Origin of the sequence: Streptacidiphilus sp. EB103A (assembly GCF_041261405.1) — a bacterium.
Lineage (GTDB): Bacteria > Actinomycetota > Actinomycetes > Streptomycetales > Streptomycetaceae > Streptacidiphilus.
The window spans coordinates 375,104-393,534 of the sequence record NZ_JBGCAQ010000005.1 but is presented as its reverse complement, the minus strand read 5'-3'; the positions used below and the strand labels follow the sequence as shown (position 1 = coordinate 393,534).

At 71.0% G+C, this 18,431-nt stretch carries 22 protein-coding genes; all 22 read right to left on the bottom strand.

Annotation, left to right across the window (positions count from 1 at the left end; all coding sequences use genetic code 11):
• On the bottom strand, window positions 1–85 hold an 85-nt coding region (locus ABH941_RS11040; RefSeq protein WP_370128701.1), incomplete at its 3' end, for a biotin carboxylase N-terminal domain-containing protein.
• Window positions 86–113: 28 nt separating this feature from the next.
• Window positions 114–377, bottom strand: a complete 264-nt coding sequence (locus ABH941_RS11035; RefSeq protein ID WP_370128703.1) for an acyl-CoA carboxylase subunit epsilon — start codon at window positions 375–377, stop codon at window positions 114–116.
• Window positions 378–392: 15 nt separating this feature from the next.
• Window positions 393–1,943: an acyl-CoA carboxylase subunit beta gene (locus ABH941_RS11030; protein WP_370128676.1), complete on the bottom strand. Its 1,551-nt coding sequence runs from the start codon at window positions 1,941–1,943 to the stop codon at window positions 393–395.
• Complete coding sequence (locus ABH941_RS11025) at window positions 1,940–2,941, bottom strand: carbohydrate kinase family protein (RefSeq protein ID WP_370128674.1); 1,002 nt, start codon at window positions 2,939–2,941, stop codon at window positions 1,940–1,942. Before ABH941_RS11025 ends, ABH941_RS11030 begins: the two co-directional genes overlap by 4 nt.
• 43 nt (window positions 2,942–2,984) lie before the next feature.
• Window positions 2,985–4,067, bottom strand: a complete 1,083-nt coding sequence (locus tag ABH941_RS11020) for a methyltransferase (RefSeq protein ID WP_370128672.1) — start codon at window positions 4,065–4,067, stop codon at window positions 2,985–2,987.
• 204 nt (window positions 4,068–4,271) lie between these two features.
• Window positions 4,272–4,601 carry a TcmI family type II polyketide cyclase gene (locus tag ABH941_RS11015; RefSeq protein WP_370128670.1) on the bottom strand — a complete coding sequence of 110 codons (330 nt, stop codon included), beginning with the start codon at window positions 4,599–4,601 and terminating at the stop codon, window positions 4,272–4,274.
• A 22-nt stretch (window positions 4,602–4,623) separates the two neighbouring features.
• Window positions 4,624–5,754: an acyl-CoA dehydrogenase family protein gene (locus tag ABH941_RS11010; protein WP_370128668.1), complete on the bottom strand. Its 1,131-nt coding sequence runs from the start codon at window positions 5,752–5,754 to the stop codon at window positions 4,624–4,626.
• A 59-nt stretch (window positions 5,755–5,813) separates the two neighbouring features.
• A complete protein-coding gene (locus ABH941_RS11005) occupies window positions 5,814–7,010 on the bottom strand; it encodes an acyl-CoA dehydrogenase family protein (protein WP_370128665.1) in 1,197 nt (398 codons plus the stop codon).
• Window positions 7,007–7,489, bottom strand: a complete 483-nt coding sequence (locus ABH941_RS11000; protein ID WP_370128663.1) for an SRPBCC family protein — start codon at window positions 7,487–7,489, stop codon at window positions 7,007–7,009. The genes ABH941_RS11005 and ABH941_RS11000 overlap by 4 nt, the downstream gene beginning before the upstream one ends.
• Before the next feature lie 2 nt (window positions 7,490–7,491).
• Window positions 7,492–7,749 carry an acyl carrier protein gene (locus ABH941_RS10995; RefSeq protein WP_133996024.1) on the bottom strand — a complete coding sequence of 86 codons (258 nt, stop codon included), beginning with the start codon at window positions 7,747–7,749 and terminating at the stop codon, window positions 7,492–7,494.
• Window positions 7,750–7,803: 54 nt separating this feature from the next.
• Window positions 7,804–9,024: a beta-ketoacyl synthase N-terminal-like domain-containing protein gene (locus ABH941_RS10990; RefSeq protein WP_370128660.1), complete on the bottom strand. Its 1,221-nt coding sequence runs from the start codon at window positions 9,022–9,024 to the stop codon at window positions 7,804–7,806.
• Window positions 9,021–10,283 carry a beta-ketoacyl synthase gene (locus tag ABH941_RS10985; protein ID WP_370128658.1) on the bottom strand — a complete coding sequence of 421 codons (1,263 nt, stop codon included), beginning with the start codon at window positions 10,281–10,283 and terminating at the stop codon, window positions 9,021–9,023. Before ABH941_RS10985 ends, ABH941_RS10990 begins: the two co-directional genes overlap by 4 nt.
• Complete coding sequence (locus tag ABH941_RS10980) at window positions 10,280–10,669, bottom strand: cupin domain-containing protein (RefSeq protein ID WP_370128656.1); 390 nt, start codon at window positions 10,667–10,669, stop codon at window positions 10,280–10,282. The genes ABH941_RS10985 and ABH941_RS10980 overlap by 4 nt, the downstream gene beginning before the upstream one ends.
• Window positions 10,670–10,716: 47 nt before the next feature.
• Window positions 10,717–11,715, bottom strand: coding sequence for an amidohydrolase family protein (locus ABH941_RS10975; protein ID WP_370128654.1), 999 nt, complete (start codon window positions 11,713–11,715; stop codon window positions 10,717–10,719).
• Window positions 11,712–12,596, bottom strand: a complete 885-nt coding sequence (locus ABH941_RS10970; protein ID WP_370128652.1) for an NAD(P)-dependent oxidoreductase — start codon at window positions 12,594–12,596, stop codon at window positions 11,712–11,714. The genes ABH941_RS10975 and ABH941_RS10970 overlap by 4 nt, the downstream gene beginning before the upstream one ends.
• The gene (locus ABH941_RS10965) at window positions 12,593–13,324 is read right to left on the bottom strand and encodes a SchA/CurD-like domain-containing protein (RefSeq protein ID WP_370128650.1); all 732 of its coding nucleotides are present in this window, start codon (window positions 13,322–13,324) and stop codon (window positions 12,593–12,595) included. Before ABH941_RS10965 ends, ABH941_RS10970 begins: the two co-directional genes overlap by 4 nt.
• Window positions 13,324–14,529, bottom strand: coding sequence for an FAD-dependent oxidoreductase (locus tag ABH941_RS10960; protein ID WP_370128648.1), 1,206 nt, complete (start codon window positions 14,527–14,529; stop codon window positions 13,324–13,326). The genes ABH941_RS10965 and ABH941_RS10960 overlap by 1 nt, the downstream gene beginning before the upstream one ends.
• A complete protein-coding gene (locus tag ABH941_RS10955) occupies window positions 14,529–14,873 on the bottom strand; it encodes an antibiotic biosynthesis monooxygenase family protein (protein ID WP_370128646.1) in 345 nt (114 codons plus the stop codon). Before ABH941_RS10955 ends, ABH941_RS10960 begins: the two co-directional genes overlap by 1 nt.
• Window positions 14,870–15,985 carry a Gfo/Idh/MocA family protein gene (locus ABH941_RS10950; protein ID WP_370128644.1) on the bottom strand — a complete coding sequence of 372 codons (1,116 nt, stop codon included), beginning with the start codon at window positions 15,983–15,985 and terminating at the stop codon, window positions 14,870–14,872. The genes ABH941_RS10955 and ABH941_RS10950 overlap by 4 nt, the downstream gene beginning before the upstream one ends.
• Window positions 15,982–16,689 carry a flavodoxin family protein gene (locus tag ABH941_RS10945; protein WP_370128642.1) on the bottom strand — a complete coding sequence of 236 codons (708 nt, stop codon included), beginning with the start codon at window positions 16,687–16,689 and terminating at the stop codon, window positions 15,982–15,984. The genes ABH941_RS10950 and ABH941_RS10945 overlap by 4 nt, the downstream gene beginning before the upstream one ends.
• Before the next feature lie 179 nt (window positions 16,690–16,868).
• Window positions 16,869–17,657 (bottom strand): SDR family NAD(P)-dependent oxidoreductase, encoded by a 789-nt coding sequence (locus ABH941_RS10940; protein WP_370128640.1) that lies wholly within the window; start codon window positions 17,655–17,657, stop codon window positions 16,869–16,871.
• Window positions 17,658–17,708: 51 nt separating this feature from the next.
• Window positions 17,709–18,377, bottom strand: a complete 669-nt coding sequence (locus ABH941_RS10935) for an FMN-dependent NADH-azoreductase (protein WP_370128638.1) — start codon at window positions 18,375–18,377, stop codon at window positions 17,709–17,711.
• Window positions 18,378–18,431: the final 54 nt, after the last annotated feature.

Sequence of the window (18,431 nt, the reverse complement as noted above, 5' to 3'; positions counted from 1 at the left end):
CGACGGCGGCGATACCCGCGTCACGACAGGCCCGGGCGACGCGGACTGCGATCTCTCCGCGGTTGGCGATGAGCACCTTGCGCACAATGGCTCCCGGATAGTCGACGCACGGTCTACAGGAAGATCTGCCGCAGTGGTCTCCATCCCGCAGGGGACCGCGAGGTCCAGGCAGCGTCGGGACGGTGCCGACCTCCCGCACGACACCAGGACGGCCGGCTGCCTGCGTTGACGAAGGAGACCGTGTCCCTGCTCACGCCGCTGAACAGGACCGCTGCGAGCGCGGCCAGTTCCTCGGGCACGAGCGAGCCCCGGACGACGCGCACCAGGGTGTCGGGGACGGTGGGTTCGGGGGCAATGGATTCGGCGACGGTGGTCATGGCGGGTGCCTCCGGTCACTGGGGCGGGTTGCCGTGTTTGCGGGTGGGGAGGTCGGCGTGCTTGCTGCGCAGCATCTGCAGGGCGCGGATCAGCACGCGGCGGGTTTCGGCGGGGTCGATGACGTCGTCCACCAGACCGCGTTCGGCGGCGTAGTAGGGGTGCATCAGTTCGTCCTTGTACTGCTTGACCATCTGTATGCGCATGGTCTCGGGGTCCTCGGCGGCTGCGATCCGGCGGCGGAAGATGACATTGGCCGCGCCCTCGGCGCCCATCACCGCGATCTCGTTGGTCGGCCAGGCATAGGCCAGGTCGGCTCCGACGCTGCGGGAGTCCATGACGATGTAGGCGCCGCCATAGGCCTTGCGCAGGACCAGGGAGATCCGTGGCACGGTGGCATTGCAGTAGGCATAGAGGAGCTTCGCGCCGTGCCGGATGATGCCGCCGTGCTCCTGGTCGACGCCGGGCAGGAACCCCGGCACGTCCAGCAGCGTCACCAGCGGAATGTTGAACGCGTCGCACATCTGCACGAAACGCGCCGCCTTCTCGCTGGCATGGATGTCCAGCACCCCGGCCAGGGACTGCGGCTGGTTCGCCACGATCCCCACCACCTGACCGTCCAGCCGGGTCAGCGCCACGATCACATTGGTCGCCCAGCGCTCGTGGACCTCCATGTACTGACCCTCGTCGGCGATCTCCTCGATCACCTTGCGCATGTCGTACGGACGGTTGCCGTCGGCCGGAACCAGGTCGAGCAACGCCTCGCAGCGCCGGTCGGCCCGATCCTCGGTCGGCTCGACCGGCGGGCTCTCGCGGTTGTTCGCGGGCAGCAGCGAGAGCAGGTAGCGGACCTCCTCCAGGCAGCTGCGCTCGTCGTCGTAGGCGAAGTGCGAGACGCCGGAGACACCGGAGTGGACGTCGGCGCCGCCCAGCCCGTTCTGCGAGATCTTCTCCCCGGTCACCGCCTGGACCACGTCCGGACCGGTGATGAACATCTGCGAGGTCTCCCGCACCATGAACACGAAGTCGGTCAGCGCCGGACTGTAGGCCGCACCGCCCGCGCAGGGGCCCAGCATCACGCTGATCTGCGGGATGACGCCCGAGGCCCGGGTGTTGCGCTGGAAGATCCCGCCGTAGCCGGCCAGCGCGGTCACCCCCTCCTGGATCCGCGCACCCGCCCCGTCGTTCAGGGAGACCAGCGGCGCACCGGCGGCGATGGCCATGTCCATGATCTTGTGGATCTTCTGCGCATGCGCCTCCCCCAGCGCCCCGCCGAAGATCCGGAAGTCATGCGCGTAGAGGAACACCGGACGGCCGTGGACCGCGCCCCAGCCGGTGATCACACCGTCCGAATACGGCTTGTTGTCCTCCAGTCCGAAACCCGTCGCCCGGTGCCGGCGCAACTGCTCCACCTCGTTGAACGAACCGTCGTCCAACAACAGCGCGATCCGCTCCCGCGCCGTGAGTTTGCCCTTCGCACGCTGCGCCGCGGTGGCCGTGTCACTGGGACCCGCCACGGCCTGCGCCCGGATGGCGTGCAGCTCCACGAGACGGGCCTGGATGTTCATCTCCGGCCCCCGACCTGGCTGGTGCCGATCAGATGTGCGATGAGCTCCTCGGCTGCAGCCGCGCCGTAGGCGCCACGCAACCGCGTGCTCAGGCTCTCGCTGTCGAGGCGGTAGTCCTGCGGACCGACGACCTCCAGGGCGGCCGACGCGAGCGCACACCCGAGCCTTGCGGCGGGTACAGCGGACAGTCCCCAGCTGACGGCAGCCAGGAAGCCGGCCCGGAAGGCGTCTCCGAGTCCGGTGGGCTCCACCGGCTCTGCCGCGGGCACGACCGGGACGAGCTCGTCCGGTCTCCCGAAACGCTGCACCAGTACCCCCTCCGCTCCCCGTGTGGTGATCCAGGTGCCGACGACGGAGAGGATCTCCTCCCGGCTGCGTCCTGTGTGCTTGCACAGCAGCGTCGCCTCGTACTCGTTGGTGAACAGCAGCGTTGCGCCGTCAATCAGTTGGCGCAGGTCGGGCCCCTCCAGGTTGGCGATCTGCTGCCCGGGGTCGGCGGCGAAGTCCAGCCCGAGTTCGCGGCATTCCCGGGTGTGACGGAGCATCGCCTGCGGGTCGTTGGGTGAGACCACGACCAGATCGAGTCCACCGGCCAGGGAGGCCACGGGGGCCAGGTCGATCTCCCGGGCCTCGCTCATGGCGCCGGCGTAGAAGGAGGCGATCTGGTTCCGATCCGCGTCCGTCGTGCAGACGAAGCGAGCGGTATGACGGGAGGCGCTGACGCGTACATGTGCCGTGTCGACACCGTGGCTCTGGAGCCGGACGCGGTAGTCCTCGAAGTCCGGGCCGACGGCACCGACGAGCAAGGGGTTCAGGCCCAGGCGGCCCAGGCCGAGGGCGATGTTCGCGGCCACGCCCCCGCGCCGGATCTCCAGGGTGTCGACCAGGAAGGACAGCGAGACCCGGTCCAGCTGTTCGGCCAGCAGGTGATCGGAGAACCGGCCAGGAAAGACCATCAGATGGTCGGTGGCGATGGAACCAGTCACGGCAATGCGCATGATGCTCGCCCCTTGAACCGCGGGTCGGTGGGAAGGGCGGGAATCAGGCACCGTAGTCGGCCACCCGCGCCTGGATCAGCGCTTCGGCCGAGGGGGATCCGGGGCCGACCTCGGGCATCTGTACGTCGGTTGCGCTGAAGCCGGCCGCCTCCAGGAGCGCGGTGAGCTCCGCGAGGGTGCGCTCGCGGCCCCCGAGGACGACGAGCATCTGCAGGTCGGAGAACTTTCCGGGGTGGAACCCGGCAACCTGGGGAATGGCCTTGTCGATGAGAAGCAGCCTGGAACGCGGCCCCATGGCCACGCGGACCGTGTTCAGGATCCGCAGGGCATCGTCGTCATCCCAGTCGTGGATGACCCGCGACAGGATGTAGCAGTCTCCCCCCTGGGGGACGGACTCGAAGAAGCTGCCGCCGAGTACTTCGGCCCGGTCGAGAACGTTCCGCGCGGCAAGGAGGTCACGGGCCTGGGCCACGCCTGCGGGTGTGTCCAGGAGGATTCCCCTGAGGTGCTGGTGTCGCTCCAGCAGGTGCGCCAGGAGACCGCCCATGCCTCCCCCGACGTCCACCACCGTCCGGTCGCCGCTGAAGTCGTGGTGGGCGAGTACGTGTGCGGGTGCTCCCGTGCCGGCCATGGCGTTGAACGCGGCGCTCGGAGCCGCCTCCTTCGCGAGGAAGGCGAAGTGCGACATCCCGTAGACATGGTCGAAGGCTGCCTCTCCGGTGCGCACGGTGTGCATCACCTGGGCCCAGGCGCTGAAGCTCTCCTCCCCGTTGACGATGATGAAGTAGCGCAGGCCCCCCGGGGCGTCGGAACGAAGGGCCGCGCCGACGGGCGTGGTGGCGAAGGTGCGCCCGGGAAGCTCCTGCAGTACTCCCAGGGCCTCCAGCGCCCGGCAGAACCGGTAGAGGGCTCCGGGATGCGCGTTGCTCTCCTGCGCCAGGTCCTCGCTGGTCCGCGGGCCGTGGGCGAGCGCGTCGGCGAGGCCGAGCTTGGCGGCGACGTACAGGCTCTGGAACGCCCAGGGCGCCGTGGTGACCACCAGTTCGTTGAGTGCGGCGGTGTCGGGGGGCGGGGAGGGAGCCGCCTCGGGCGCGACTGCCGCTGCGGATGTGGTGGGGCTGTTCATGACTGGCCTTCCTCGGGAACAGGCTCTGGGGCCGCGGAATGGGGTATGGCCAGGCCGTACCACCAGCCCAGGTGGATGAGGCCGTGGGTCACGGCATGTCCGATACGTCGCAGGAATCCGCTCTGCGGAGCGGGGCTGAGGTAGTACCAGGGCGAATCCCCTGACGCGGGCGGGCCCATGGGGTGACGGGTGTCCCGCAGGTGCCTAGGCATTGCGTTCCCAGCGGTAGAACTCCTGTGCCATGGCGTCCTTGGGCTCGCGCCAGGTCGTCGGGTCGTAGGCCGCGACGAAGGGACGCAGTTCCTCGCTGATGCGCCGGAACTCCGGGTGGTGCCGCGCGTCGGTGACCGCGGACTCCACCGGCGCCTCCCCTTCGACCAGGTGCAGGTAGACCTCGCCGAACTGGAAGAGGCTGCGGGACCGGACGCCGATGGTCTGCGGCAGGTCCGTGGTCCGGTCGGAGTTCGCGAAGATCTCCGCGATGTCGGGCGCGGCGTCCGGCAGCATCCGGGCGACGATGAGGCTTCGGTACATCCGTCTCTCCTGTGGTCGTGGGTCAGATGAGGAAGTCGGGGACGTCCTGGCCGAGCAGGACGGATCCGGCCCGGCGCTGTGCCTCCAGGCCGAAGGCGATGTGCTGCGCGGCTGTCTGGACGTCGCGGAAGAACCGCTGGAGCGGCGCGCGGTCGTAGAGCTGGCTCGCCCCGCAGGCCCGCATCGCCGAGTCCGCCACGTCGATCGTCGTACGCATGGCGTGCTGCACCGAAGCGGTCAGCAACGCCCGGGTCCTGGGCGACGCGATGCCGTCCTGCGTCTCGGCCCAGACCTGTCGCACCGCGTCGTGGACAAAGGACCGGGCCGAACGGACGGCCGCCTCGCAGCGCACGATCTCGGCCTGAATGATCGGGGTCTGCGCGAGCAGGGTCCGTTCGGTGTTCCGCTTGACCAGGACGATGTCGCGGTACTCATCGACGATGCGCCGCGCCGTGCCCAGCGGGAAGCCGGCCATGGCGACCAGCAGATAGCTCATGTAGGGCAGGCGGTAGAGCGGACCGTCCTCCCGTGCGGGCCCGAACGGGTCGAACGTGAAGCGCTGGGGGACGACGACGTCGGTGGCCTCGATGTCGTGGCTGCCGGTGCCGCGCAGGCCGGCGACGTGCCAGGTGTCGTGTATCCGGACGTCGGCGCTGGGCAGCAGCGCGAACCGGGGCGCCCCGGCGTCCTGCCGGAACCCCGCCACCAGGTAGTCGGCGACCGAGCATCCGCTGGTGTACGGCCAGCGGCCGGTCAGTCGGATCGCATCGTCCCCGCTGGGCACCGCGCTTCCGTGCGGTGCCATCGACCCGGTGATCAGGGGTGCGGGCCGGGTGCCCACGACCTCCTCGGCCGCGTCCCGGTCCAGCCAGGCCAGGTAGCCGGCGCCCTGCCCGATCAGGACGGTCCAGCCGGTGGCGGCGTCGCCTCGGCTCAACTCCTCCACCACCCCGATCAGGGTCAGCGGGTCGGCTTCCAGGCCGCCGAGGGAGGCCGGGGCCATGAGGCCGAACAGGCCCGCATCACGCAGTTCCGCGACCAGGTCCGCGGGGACGGTGCGGCCGGATTCCACCTCCAGCGCCCGGCCCGGCAGGTCGGCCGCTATGCGGACGGCTGATTCGAGCGGGGAGCTCTGTGTCGTGGTGACGGACATGACGCCCTCTCTCTGCTTCATTGCTGCGGGGAAGTTGGCGGTGCGGGACGGGCAGCGACTCACACGCCGAAGAAGGCAGGGGCCGTCTGCAGACCGAGCCGGGCGTTGGCGATGCGTTTGCGCGAGTCGAAGGAGAACGCCACATGCTGCGAGCCGGCGACGAGGTCGCGCATACAGCGCTGCAGCGGGTTGGTGTTCAGGACCCCGGCGGTGCCGACGAGCCGGAACAGGGCCTGTACGGCTTCGCGGCCCACGTCGTAGGCGTGGATGACCGAGGCGGCGAGCCTGGCGCGCTCCGCGTAGTCGCCCTGGTCCTCGGCCAGTGAGCCGATCAGTTCCTCCACCGTCTCCAGGACGTGCCTGCGCGCAGCCGCCAGCGCCGTCTCGTGCCTGAGCAGCGTCACCTGGACCGCTGGGTCGTGGATCCACGGCCGGCCGGTCGACTGCTGGACGCGCTCGCGCAGTTGCGCGTCGGCCTCCTCCAGTGCCCGCTTGGCCACGCCCAGGGGAAAGCCGGCCATGACGGTGAGCAGGAGGTTGTAGGCGGTCAGCCGGTAGAGGGGGTCGGGGTGGGCCGCGCGGTCGAAGTAGGGGACGGACGTGTGGGCGGCGGGCAGGTCGAGGTCCTCCGCGACGATGTCGTGGCTTCCGGTTCCGCCCAGGCCGGCGACGTGCCAGGTGTCGTCCACCCGGGCCTCGGAGGCCGGGAAGTAGGCCACGCCCATGACCGGCATGCCCCAGTCGTTCGTCTTGGGCTGTCCGTCCTGCATGACGATGAAGCCGCCCATGAACCAGTGCGCGTGCAGGCTTCCGCTCCCGAAGGGCCACCGCCCGGTGAGCCGGTAGCCGGTGCCGTCGGGCCGCGGGACCGCCTGTCCCAGTGGGGCCTGGCCGCCTGCCACGACGAGGTCGGGAGTCCCCGCCAGGATGCTCTCGGCGACCTCGGGTTCGAGCCAGGCCAGGAAGGCGTTGCCGATGTTGCCGATGAGCAGCGACCAGCCGGTGGCGCCGTCACCTCGGGAGACCTCCTCGACGATCTCGATGATCGTCCGGGGTGCGACCGCCATCCCGCCCAGGTCCAGCGGCATGGCGAGGCGGAAGAGGTTGTTCTCGGTGAACTCCGCGACGAGGTCGGCCGGCATGGTGCCGGCGGACTCGATCTCCAGGGAGCGGGCGGGCAGGGTCGCGGAGATCCTGCGCGCGGCGTCGGACAGTGCCTGGTCGGATCCGGCCCGGGTGGGGACGTCGATGCTCATGACCGGTTCTCCTTCGGGGACACGAGCTGCTCCTGGGCCCGGCGTTCGAGCCGCTCCCGGATCAGCTCCATCTGCACGATGCTGTTGCGGTTGATGTTGTCGGTCATCCAGGCGTCGTCCACGGGCGCCTCCGGTTTCATCGCGAAGTCCTGAGTCCAGTCCATCCGCACGCCGCCGGGTGTCTCGGTGTAGGACCAGCGGATGTGCATGTGCGCGAAGGGCCCCGTCTCGATGCGGCGGGCGCGGACGGTGCGGGTCAGCGGGTCGGCCTCCCGTTCGGAGACCCAGCTCCAGACCTTTCCCTGCTCGTCCGGGTGCATGGTCAGCCGGAACCGCACACGCTGACCCTCACGCTCGAGGATCTCCACCGACGCGTACTCGCTGAACAGCTGCGGCCAGTTCTCCACGTCGTTGGTCACCTCCCAGACGGTGTCCAGGGGTGCCGCGATGACGACGGAGTTGCTCGTGTGCCCGCTCATGGTCATCCCGCCGATCCGTGTCGGGAGTTGACGAGGTCCCGCAGTTCGCCCGGGGACTCGCACTGCTCGGCGTCGGTGCCGAGGCGGACGCCGAGCAGCCTTTCCAGTTCGGCGACGATCCCCAGCACGCCGAGCGAGTCGACGTCGAGGTGGTCGAACGTGGGCTTCTCGGAGCTGAGGACGACTGCCTCGACCTGTGCCCCGGCGCACTGGGCGATGACACCGGCCAGTACCTCGTAGCTCAGAAGTGGATCGGACATGGTTCTCCTCCCGGATGGGTTCGTCGGTCGGTGGTGTGGGGCGATGACGACGGATCAGGTCGGCCGCCGGACCAGAAGCGCGGAGTTGCCGCCGGAGATCCCACGGGCGAGGACCAGGGCCGTCTGTGCGTCCGTCGCCCGGGGGGCCGCGGTGACCAGGTCGATGTCGAAGCAGGACCCGGTGGCGTACGGAGTGGGTGGGACAAGCCCGTCGCGCAGGGCCAGCACCGCCAGTGAGACGTCCAGCGCCGCGGCTCCCGCGTACGCGCGGCCGAACCCGGCCTTGGGGACGGTCACCGGGATTCCGCGCAGCCCGGAACCGAAGACCTCTTCCAGGGCTGCCACTTCCGCTCGGTCGGCGGCCGGGACGCCGAGCCCGTCGGCGAACACCATGCCGACCTCCTCGGGCGGGCACTGTGCCTCGTCGAGGGCGGCCAGGATCGCCTTCGCCAGACCCTGTGCGCTCTCCTCGTGCCTCAGCATGCCGGTGTACGTCGCTCCGTGGCCGGCGATCCTGGCCTGCGGCGCCGCTCCGCGGCGGACTGCGGCCTGCTCCTCCTCGAGCACGAGCACGGCACCGCCTTCGGCGGGGACATATCCGCAGGCGCCCGCACTGAACGGGAGGTACGCGTCGGCGGGGTCCTCCTTCGAGCTCAGCAGTCCGTGGCCGTACTGGCAGGCCATGGCGAACGGGGCGAACGGGGCCTCTGCCCCGCCTGCCAGCATCGCCGTCGTTCCGTAACGGATGTCCCGGGCGGCGTGGGCCAGCGCGTCCAGCCCCCCCGCCTCGTCGGCGACCAGGACCCCGCAGGGGCCCTTCAGGCCATGACGGATCGACAGTTGGCCGGTGCTGGCGGCATAGAACCAGGCGATGGACTGGTAGGGGCCCACGTGGCTGGGCCCACGGCTCCACAGCAGTTCGATCTCGCGCTGCCCGAATTCCACTCCCCCGGCGGCGCTCGCCGTGACCGCGCCGAAGGAGTAGGGCGGTAGGTCCTGGGGACGCAGCGCCGCGTCCTGCAGCGCCAGATCGGCCGCGGCCAGCGCGAACTGGGTGAACCTGTCGGTCTGTACGGCGACCCGGGGATCGATCACCTCGGTCGGCCGGAATCCGGGGACCTCCCCGGCGACCTTGAGCGGGTACGTTCCGGTCGGGTAGCGGGTGAGCGGGCCGAGGGCACCCCTGCCCGCGAGCACCGCCGTCCACAGTTCCCCGGTCCCGGTGCCGCTGGGCGCGATCACGCCGATGCCGGTGACGACGGTGTGCCGGCTCATCGCCTGCTCCCTTCCCGGGTGAGCACGACGGCGGACTGGAATCCGCCGAAGCCGCTGCCCACCGACAGCACATGGTCCAGCCGCGCCTGCCGCGCGTGGATCGGGACGTAGTCCAGGTCGCACTCGGGGTCGGGGATTTCAAGATTCGCGGTCGGCGGTATGGTCTCGTTCTCGATCGCCAGCACGGAGGCGGCGAGTTCTATCGCACCGATGGCGCCGAGAGAGTGGCCGACCATCGACTTGATGGAACTGACACTGGTCGCGTAGGCGTGGGAGCCCAGCGCCCGCTTGATCGCCGCGGTCTCGTGGCGGTCGTTCTGCTTGGTTCCGGAACCGTGGGCGTTGACGTAGTCGATGTCGTGCGGATCCACCCGGGCATGGTGCAGGGCCTGTTCGGCCGCCTCCGCCATCTCCAGCCCCTCCCTGGTCAACCCGGTCATGTGATAGGCGTTTCCGCGGGTCGCGAATCCGCTGACCTCGCAGCGGATCCTCGCGCCCCGGCGGCGCGCGTGGTCGGCCTCCTCCAGGACGAGGACGGCGGCGCCCTCCCCCATGACGAAGCCGTCACGGGTGAGGTCGAAGGGCCGGGAGGCGTGGGCCGGATCGTCGTTCCGGGTGGACGTCGCCCGGATGGCGTCGAAGCAGGCCACCGTGATCGGCGAGATGGGGGACTCGGCCGCCCCGGTGATCACCACGTCGGCCTTTCCCTCCTCGATCAGTCGCAGGCCGTACCCGACCGCGTCCAGCCCCGAGGTACAGCCGGTGGAGACGGTGTGCACCACGCCGCGGGCCCCGGCCAGGTCGGCGATCTCACCGGCCAGCGGCGCCGGCGAGAAGACCCGGAATAGGTCGCGTGAGACGCTGCGGTGGTCGACCGCCCATGATCTGCCCCGGTCGCTGGCCGCCACGTATTCGGTCTCCAGCCGGGTGGTGCCACCCACCGCGCTGCCCATGGAGACCGCCGTGCGCCAGGACCCGCTCTCGTCCAGGTCGAGTTCCGCGTCGGCCAGCGCCTCCGCCGCGGCGACCACGCCGAACTGCACATACCGGTCCATACGGGCGATCTGCGCCGGCTGCAGAGCACTGTCGGCGTCGAACCGGCACTCGGCGGCGATGCGGGACCGGAATCCGGTCGCGTCGAACAGGGTGATGGCGCGGGTGGCCGTACGGCCGGAGGTGAGCAGCTCCCAGAACGCCTTGGTCCCCGTCCCGCCGGGTGCCACCACACCGACTCCGGTCACCACCGCGCGCCGGGTCACGCCGGCTCCTCGGTGTCCACATGCCCGAGCTCGGGCTGCGGGGCCAACGGACCCAGGTGGAAGACGATGCGTGCCTCCTGCTCCCCGGTGTTGCGGACCCGGTGGCGGACGTTCACCGGCACCAGGAGCCCCTGACCGGCGCGGGCCCGGTGCGGCTGACCGTCCAGGTCGACCGTGACCTCACCACTCGTCAGGTACAGGAACTCCTCGGAGTAGGGGTGGTAGTGCTCGACCACCCGTTCTCCGGGCTGCAGGATGGCGACCCCCATGAACCCGGAGGTGCTGCCGACGGTGGCCGGGCTCAACAGGGTGCGCAGATCGCCACCGCGTTTGCGGTTGGCGGGGACCTCGTCGATGTCGACGACTCGGACGGGCTTGCTGGTCACGTGGGCTCCAGATCGCGAAGGGGTGTTGACGGTGCCGTGTCCTGCGTTCACACACGCGCCCGGACGGCGGCCGGGAGCTTGGATCCGAACAGCTTTCGGGCGTTGTCCTCACGTACGGCCTGCCGCTGCGGCTCCGCGACGTCGAGGCGACCGACGAGCTGCAGCCCCTCCTGAACCGCCGTTCCCGGCAACGGCGGGGAGTCACTGCCGTAGAGCACCTTGTCGGGGCCGAAGACCTTCAGTGCGAGTTCCAGCGCGGCCGCGCTGGGCGTGGCCGTGTCCACCCACAATCGGGGGAGGTAGCTGCTCGGCGGCGCCTTGAGCACCGGGGTGCGGTGACCGGCGGGGCCGTTTCCCGGCCGGCCCGGGCCGGCGCCGGCCCAGTGCTCGGGCGACCAGGCCCGGTCCAGTTTCTCGCCGAGCAGGGCCAGCGCCCCACCGGCGCCCTGGCCGATGAGCCGCAGGTCGGGGTGGTGGTCGAGCCAGCCGCCCAGGATGCAGCAGGCGAGGCCGATGGTGACGTCGCTGAACCTGCCGAGCTGCTCCACCGCCATCAGGTCCGCGAGTCCTGTCCCGGCTGCCGGAGCTGCGGGAGCATGCATGAGCACCGGAGCGGCGGCCTCTGCGGCCAGAGCGAAGAAGTCCTTGGCGTCGGGGTGGTCCAGATAGCGTCCCGCGACGCTGGTGTTCGCGATCAGGCCGACGAACTCGGCCTGATCGAGCCGTCGGGCTGCCGCGGCCAGGTGGGCGTCCCCCCCGAACGGGTTGACGTAGACGTAGGCGCGCAGCCGCTGGGGGTACCGTGCGACCAGTTCACTCGTCCAGTCGTGGAACCGGGCGAGGTCGTCCTCGCTCTGCGCGTAGTTGTCCACACCGGGCAGCGGGACCATCGCCCCGGCTCCCACCGGGCTTCCGATCACGGTCAGCTCCACCCCCGCGGCGAGCTTGGCCTCGATCATGCCTTCGGCGTCACCGAGCGATCGCGGCATGGGGAACCTGCGCAGCGACTCCGGCGGGCTGAGATGACCGTGCACGTCGATGGTCACAGCCGGGGGCCCTTCTCGTCCGCGCCGCCGACGGTGCGTGAGATCGCGGCGCAGTCCAGGTCTCCGTCGCCGCGCCGAACCGCTTCCGCATGGGTGGCCAGGGCGGCCTCGACCAGGGGAAGTCCCAGGCCGCCGGATTGCGCCTCGGCGACCGCGAGAGCGAGGTCCTTGGTCATCAGGCGCAGCCGGAAGTCCGGATCGCCGTACCTGCGCGAGACGAGGCGGCGCGCCTTGTACCCCATGACCGGGGTGGCGAAGCCGCCGGCGGTGATGGCGTCGAGTACCACCCCGCGGTCCAGGCCGGCGCTCTCGCCCAGGGCCGTGGCCTCGGCCATGGCCTGGACCTGGATCCCCATCAGCGTGTTCATCAGGAGCTTGAGGCGCATCCCGTCACCGGGGCCCCCGACGTGGAGCACCTCCTTCGCGAGCAGGTCCAGGGTGCCGCGCACTCGGGCGAGGTCCTCGGCCGAGCCGCCCACGTAGATCCGCAGTGCCCCGGTCCTGGCGTGCTCGCCGTTGCCCAGCAGGCCCAGGTCGAGCACGCGGGGTGTGCGTTCGCGGACGACCGCGAGCGACTGCGGCGCGATCGTGCTCGCCGAGGCGAGAACGGCGTCGACGGGACCCGCGGTCAGCACTCCGTTCGGGCCCAGCAGGACCTCCTCGGTCGCCGCGCCGTCGGCGACCGAGACCAGGACCAGGTCCGCCCCCTGGGCGGCGGCCCGCGGTGTCCTGGCGTGGACGGCGCCCCGCTGCTCCAGAGCCGCGCCGCGCTGGGCGGTACGGTTCCAGACGCGTACCCGGACCCCGCCGTCCAGCAGCCGGCCGGCGATGCCCCCGCCCATCACGCCGAGTCCCAGCACCGCCACAGTGGTCGCGCTCACGCGGGCACCCCCAGTCGACGGTCCGTCAGCATCCGCACGGTGATCCGCTGCAGGAAGGCCCGGAACCCCTGTGGGTCCTCCAGGTCCTCGTCCGCGGTCACCAGGGGGGCCAGCTTCGCGCCGCCTCCCGAGCGGACGGCTGCGAGGGCGATTCGGTCGAGTGCCTCGTCGGTGTCGCCGTGCACCTCGACCAGCCGGAGCACGACATCCATGCGCTGGAAGATCGTCGTGCGGGCGAGGATGGTGGCGGCGTCGGGCCGCAGCACACGGGTGGCCGCCAGAAGCTGCGCCACCTCGGCGCCGGCCCCCTGCCGCACCGGGTACAGCAACGCCAGCCGGCGCTCGTGCAGGTGCTCCGGGACCTCGGGGAGGAGCCCGGGGGGCGTTCGACGATCGTGCACCAGCGGCAGGACCGACCGCTCCTGGAACGCACGGATGCTCTGCGCGTCGGCCAGGTTCCGCGGGATCTCCAGGTGCGGGTTCAGTGCCTGCTCGACCGCCTGGATCTGGGGCTGTCCGGCGAGGTGGGCCAGGGCCTCGTGCAGGTCCCCCTCGACATCGATCACCCGGATCACCCGATTGCCCGCGAGGAACACCGAGGTACGCCTGAGCAGAGCCGGGCCGCCGGGGCGCCGACCGGCTGCCGGCCGGCCGTAGCTGGAGAGGATCTCGGCCACCTGCGGCTCGCTGCCCGGCTTGACCGTGAACGAGAGTGCGTGTCGTTCCATCAGGCGCTCCTGCGTGCGGTGTCGGATACGGGACTCAGCCCCATACGGCTGAGCCATTCGGCCTCAGAGGTCGCCTGGAAGCGGCGGTTGCGCAGCTCGACCTGCTCCGGATCCAGCTCGTGGTGCAGGCGCCCGGAATGCCAGGCCGCCTGTGCCGCTGCCGTCACCACGGGAAAGCGCTGTTCCTCGAAGGCCCGCAGTCGCCGGGCCAGATCGCCGCGGTCGCCCAGGTCGGCGTCCTGCAGCAGGTCCGCCAGCGCGACGGCGTCCAACAGCGCCTGGCCGGCGCCCTGACCGGTGGTGGGCACCATGGGATGCGCGGCGTCGCCCACCAGCAGCGTGCGTGCCGTGGCCCAGCCGGGGGTGGGCAGCCGGTCCAGGATCGGGGTGCGGACCACCTGGTCCGGCGGTGTGGCCGCCACGAGTTCCGCCGTCGGCTCCGGTGCGCCCTGGAAAGCGGACAGCAACCCGGCGTGCTCCGCTGCTCCGTGCACCCGCGTGCGGTCGTCGGCCCCGGGTGCCGACGCCAACTCGTCGGCCAGAGTGGCGACCCAGTAGGTCCGGCCACCGGTGAGCGGCCATGAGCCGAAGGTGGCTCCGGTGCCGAGCACCTGGCGAGCGGTGGACGGGCGCAGGCCCGCCGGCGCCACGTTGCTGACAGCACGCCAGGAAGTGAATCCGGCACGGCGCAAGGGGGCGTCCCCCAACGTCTGGCGACGCACGACCGAGTGGAGTCCGTCCGCGGCGATCAGCAACTGGGCCCGGTCCCGGGTACCGTCGGCGAGCAGCAACTCGACGCCGTCCGCTCCCTCGCGGTATCCGGTGGCGATCGACCCCAACCGCAGGTCCTCCGGTCGCACGGCCGCGTGCAGCGCCCGTTGGAGCTGTGACCGCAGCACGGTCACGCTCGGGGCCCCCATGGCCTCGGACACCTTCGACTGCGGCCACCCGCCGATGCGCTCACCCTCCCAGGACAGGAACTCCCAGGTCCGCACCTCTTCGCCGGCGGCCACGACCTGACGGTCCAGACCCAGGCGCCGCAGTGCCAGCACCGCTCCCGGATGCAGACCCAGGGCGGATCCGGCCGCGTCGAGCCGGCGCTCGCGCTCGTGGACGGCGACCTCGAAACCGGCCTCCCTCAGCGCGATGGCTGCGGCCATTCCGGCGATGCCGCCGCCCGCGACGGCGATCCGTCCGCGGACCATCACAGCGCCCCGGCGTGCTTGCGGGTTTCCCTGCGCACGGTGAAGCGCCGCGACTCGCGTGCGGTGGTCTCGGCCACCAGCGGGCCGGCGAGCTCGTGGTGCCCGGCACCCGATTCCCAGGCGAGGAAGTCCGCGCCGGAACGCCACTCACTGGTGATCACCCATTCCCGGGGATCGGTGAGCGACTGGCACACCTGGTCCACCAGGTGCCCCTCGACGGTGGCGACGTCGGCACAGATGCGGTCGTAGGCGGCCAGGAACCGGTCCCGGGCCTCCTCCTCGACCGTGAGGAAGAACATCACCCGCAGGTGGTCCGTCTCGACGGTGGGTTCCTGGACGCTCATACTGCCTCCCAGTGCCGGGTCCGATGACTGCGCTTGACGGCGTCGACGATGCGCGCCACGCGCCAGCCGTCGTCGAGGGTGGGGTACTCCACGGGCCGACCGGTGCGGATGGTGTCCAGGAAGCTCGACGCCAGCTGTTCCCAGCGCTGGAGGCCGACCTCATGGCGGGTGTTGGCACCGGAGCCGGACATCTCGTCGACCGCGAGCCGTTCGGCCGCTTTGCCCGGCCTGATGACCGAGAGTCCGGCCGTGCCGTTCCAGATCAGGGCGCCGTCGTCACCGATCACCGCGATCTCGTCCTCGGCCGGGCCGGTGAGGTGCGTCGACTCCCAGAACCGCGCCCGTGGCCCGGTGCTCGTCTCGGCGAGGAAGTCGTAGCCGACGTCTGCGGTGACGTCGTGGTGGGCGACGCCACCCGGATCCCGGCCCTGGTTCTCGCGGGCCCAGGCGAACGCGTCCAGGGTGTGGTGGAAGTCGGGGCCGACCTGCGCCCGGTTCACATCGTGGGACAGACGCCCGGAGACGGCGGTGAGCTCCGTGTCCAGGAGCCAGCGCACGCGGTCGACGACATGAGTACCGTGCTGCATCAGGCCGCCGCCGCCGGCCTGCTCGTCGTAGATCCAGTTCATGGCCATCAGCGGGGCTCCCAGGGCACAGGTGCTGTGCACCTCGCGCACCCGTCCCAGGCAGCCGGCTGCGATCAGCTCCCGCATGCGGACCAGGCCGGGGTCCCCGCGCCAGATGAATCCGGTCGCGTGGCGGACGCCCTGCTTGTCCGCGGCGAGCAGCATCTCCTGCGCCTGTCCTGCGGTCATGGCCACCGGCTTGTCGCACAGCACGTGGCAGCCGGCCGCAACGGCCGCCAGGACCTGCTCGTGGTGAGCGGCGGGAAGCGAGGCGACGGACACCACCTCAGGTCCGGTGGCTCGCAGGAGTTCGTCGAAGGTGTCGGCCACCACCGGAACTCCGTGGCGGGCGGCCAGGTCGTCGGCCCGGCCACGGGTGCGGCTGAAGATGCCGACCACTTCGGCGCCTGCGCGCCGGAATCCTTCGAGGTGCAGCTCAGCGGCCCATCCTGCGCCGATCACCGCCACTCGTGTGGGTGTGCTCATGGGAGCCTCTCGCCTCGGTCGTGCAGGGACGGGCCGTGCAGGGACGGGTCGTGCAGGGACGGGCCGTGCAGGGACGGAGCGTGCAGGGCGGGAGCGCTCAACCAGGGGTCGAGCTGCTGGGACAGCCGGGCCGCCTCGCGCCACCCGGCCAGCCGGGTGATCCGGCAGCCGACGAAGTGCGCCGCCTCGATCTGATCCGGCGTCAGGGCCCCGTTGCTCGGGGCTGTCACCGAGAGGCCGTAGGGGTTGCCGCCGATCCGGCGCAGCGCGGGGTGTGTGTATCCGGTCGGCACGATCAGCGAGCCCCAGTGGAACATCGTGTGATAGAGGGCCAGCAGGGCGGCTTCCTGCCCGCCGTTGGGGAGTGAGGCACTGGTGAATCCGGTGACCGGTTTGTCGGCGAGCCGGCCGTTGAGCGCGAGCGGACTGCTGGTGTCCAGGAACTGCTTGAGCCTGGCGGCGATGTTGCCGAACCGGGTCGGTGTCCCCAGGAGCAGTCCGTCGGCCCAGTCGAGGTCCTCGAGGCCCGGCTCGGGGAGTCCCCGATCGGCGGCCCGCGGCGCTTCGCCTGGCTCGGCCTCCTCGCGCAGAGCGAGCACCCGAACCTGTGCGCCCTCCGTGCGGGCCCCGTCGGCCAGGTGCCGGGCGATCTCGGCTATCACCCCACTGGAACTGAAGTAGATGACGGCGATGCGAGGTTGCATGTCCCTGATCCCTTCTGCCGTGATCCATCCTCACGTGCAGGCCCCCGCAGGAGCGTCAGGGCAGTACCGTCACAATCACCCGGCCCCGGCGGTTTCCGGTGAACGCAGAAGTGGGGTCCAGGGTGGTGCCGACGTGCGTCGGCACCACCCTGGACCCCACGATTCCGGGGAGTCCCCCGCTACCCGCCGATATGGGGGGCACGGGCGGCGGAGGACCCGTCCCGCACCACCTCGCCGGTGAGGTTCCCGTTGGCGCCCGAGCCGAGGAAGACGATGATCCTGGCGACGTCGTCCGAGTCGGAGAGCCTGCGGCTCGGCGTGGCGGCCGCCAGGGCGTCGGTGACGAACTGGGGGATGTTCGGGCGGCTGTCGGTGAGGGTGAACCCGGGGGCGACCACATTGACCAGGATCCCGTCCCGGCCCCCTTCCCAGGCAAGGCTGCGGGCCATGCCGTACAGGCCCGACTTGGCAGTTCCGTAGGGACCGGGTCCGGGTACGCCCTCCTCGGCGACGCTGGAGGAGATCAGCACGATGCGGCCCCAGCCGCGGGCGCGCATGCTCGGCAGGACCGCGCGGACCTGGGCGGCGGCCCCGACGAGGTTGGCGTTGATCATCGCCTCCCACTCCGACAGCGGGACGTCCTCGAAGCGGATGCTGGGGTCGGGAGGCCCGTCACCGCCCCAGCGCACCGCATTGGCCACCAGGACGTCGATGCCGCCCCAGTGCTCGATCACCGTCGTCGCGGCCTGCTCCACGGTGGACAGCTCCTCGAGGTCGAGCCGCACGACGAGCGCCTGCCCCCCGGCGGCCTCGACCTCTGCGGCGACCTTCTCAGCCTTCTGCGGGTTGTTGCGGTACGTGATGGCCACTCGGGCGCCCTCGGCGCCGTAGGCACGCGCGGTGGCGGCCCCGATCCCGGTCGATGCGCCGGTGACCAGGACCACGCGGTCCTTGAGTCCAGTGTCCATGGTGGGAACGTCCTCTCGTCATGCGGAACAGGGTGCGGTCCTATGCGCAGGTCAGGCAGCCGACGGGGCCGGCGTCGGGGTCCGGGCCGCCAGGGCGCGGACCGCGTCCAGCGCGGCGGCCTGCGAAGCGTCGTGCGTCTCGCGGAACTGGGCCAGGAAGGGCATCACGGTGGCGTGCGTGAGCTCGGTGTGCACGAACTCCACGTCCTCCAGCCCCAGTGCGGAGAAGTACGCGCGCAGGTAGGGCTCCTGGAAGTCGAAGGGCTCCCGGGGCGCACCCGGTCCGTAGGCCCCGCCGCGTGCGCTGAGCACGACGGCCGACTTGCCCCCCAGCGGCAGCCAGGGGAGGGTGACCCGGTCGATCCAGGCCTTGAGGGCGGCCGGTACCGAGAAGTTGTACATCGGAGTACCGAGCACCAGGACGTCCGCGGCCAGGAGCTGCTCGATCAGCGGCCGGGTGGCCGCCCAGGCGGCGGCCAGCTCCGGCGCGGCGGCGACCGCGTCCATCGCGTCGAGGTCACGCACGCCGTTGACCGAGGACTGGGTGGCGAGCCGGACGCGTGCTTCGTCGATCGGTGCCACCGGATCCGCGACCAGGTCACGGTAGACGTAGGCGCCGTCCGGGTTCGCGGCCTGCCATTCCGTGGCGAAGACCTGCCCCAGCCGGCGGGAGAAGGAGTCGCCGCGCGCGCTGGCGTCCAGATGCAGCAGAGAGGCCATGCCGTTGATCTCCAATCGAGATGATTTTGATTCGAGACCAGAGTATTCAGAAAT

What these genes read in the sequence shown, in the direction of transcription:
- ABH941_RS11035 (WP_370128703.1), bottom strand. Translation starts at nt 377, where the DNA reads ATGACCACCGTCGCCGAATCCATTGCCCCCGAACCCACCGTCCCCGAC.
- ABH941_RS11030 (WP_370128676.1), bottom strand. Translation starts at nt 1,943, where the DNA reads ATGAACATCCAGGCCCGTCTCGTGGAGCTGCACGCCATCCGGGCGCAG.
- ABH941_RS11025 (WP_370128674.1), bottom strand. Translation starts at nt 2,941, where the DNA reads ATGCGCATTGCCGTGACTGGTTCCATCGCCACCGACCATCTGATGGTC.
- ABH941_RS11020 (WP_370128672.1), bottom strand. Translation starts at nt 4,067, where the DNA reads ATGAACAGCCCCACCACATCCGCAGCGGCAGTCGCGCCCGAGGCGGCT.
- ABH941_RS11015 (WP_370128670.1), bottom strand. Translation starts at nt 4,601, where the DNA reads ATGTACCGAAGCCTCATCGTCGCCCGGATGCTGCCGGACGCCGCGCCC.
- ABH941_RS11010 (WP_370128668.1), bottom strand. Translation starts at nt 5,754, where the DNA reads ATGTCCGTCACCACGACACAGAGCTCCCCGCTCGAATCAGCCGTCCGC.
- ABH941_RS11005 (WP_370128665.1), bottom strand. Translation starts at nt 7,010, where the DNA reads ATGAGCATCGACGTCCCCACCCGGGCCGGATCCGACCAGGCACTGTCC.
- ABH941_RS11000 (WP_370128663.1), bottom strand. Translation starts at nt 7,489, where the DNA reads ATGAGCGGGCACACGAGCAACTCCGTCGTCATCGCGGCACCCCTGGAC.
- ABH941_RS10995 (WP_133996024.1), bottom strand. Translation starts at nt 7,749, where the DNA reads ATGTCCGATCCACTTCTGAGCTACGAGGTACTGGCCGGTGTCATCGCC.
- ABH941_RS10990 (WP_370128660.1), bottom strand. Translation starts at nt 9,024, where the DNA reads ATGAGCCGGCACACCGTCGTCACCGGCATCGGCGTGATCGCGCCCAGC.
- ABH941_RS10965 (WP_370128650.1), bottom strand. Translation starts at nt 13,324, where the DNA reads ATGGAACGACACGCACTCTCGTTCACGGTCAAGCCGGGCAGCGAGCCG.
- ABH941_RS10960 (WP_370128648.1), bottom strand. Translation starts at nt 14,529, where the DNA reads ATGGTCCGCGGACGGATCGCCGTCGCGGGCGGCGGCATCGCCGGAATG.
- ABH941_RS10955 (WP_370128646.1), bottom strand. Translation starts at nt 14,873, where the DNA reads ATGAGCGTCCAGGAACCCACCGTCGAGACGGACCACCTGCGGGTGATG.
- ABH941_RS10950 (WP_370128644.1), bottom strand. Translation starts at nt 15,985, where the DNA reads ATGAGCACACCCACACGAGTGGCGGTGATCGGCGCAGGATGGGCCGCT.
- ABH941_RS10945 (WP_370128642.1), bottom strand. Translation starts at nt 16,689, where the DNA reads ATGCAACCTCGCATCGCCGTCATCTACTTCAGTTCCAGTGGGGTGATA.
- ABH941_RS10940 (WP_370128640.1), bottom strand. Translation starts at nt 17,657, where the DNA reads ATGGACACTGGACTCAAGGACCGCGTGGTCCTGGTCACCGGCGCATCG.
- ABH941_RS10935 (WP_370128638.1), bottom strand. Translation starts at nt 18,377, where the DNA reads ATGGCCTCTCTGCTGCATCTGGACGCCAGCGCGCGCGGCGACTCCTTC.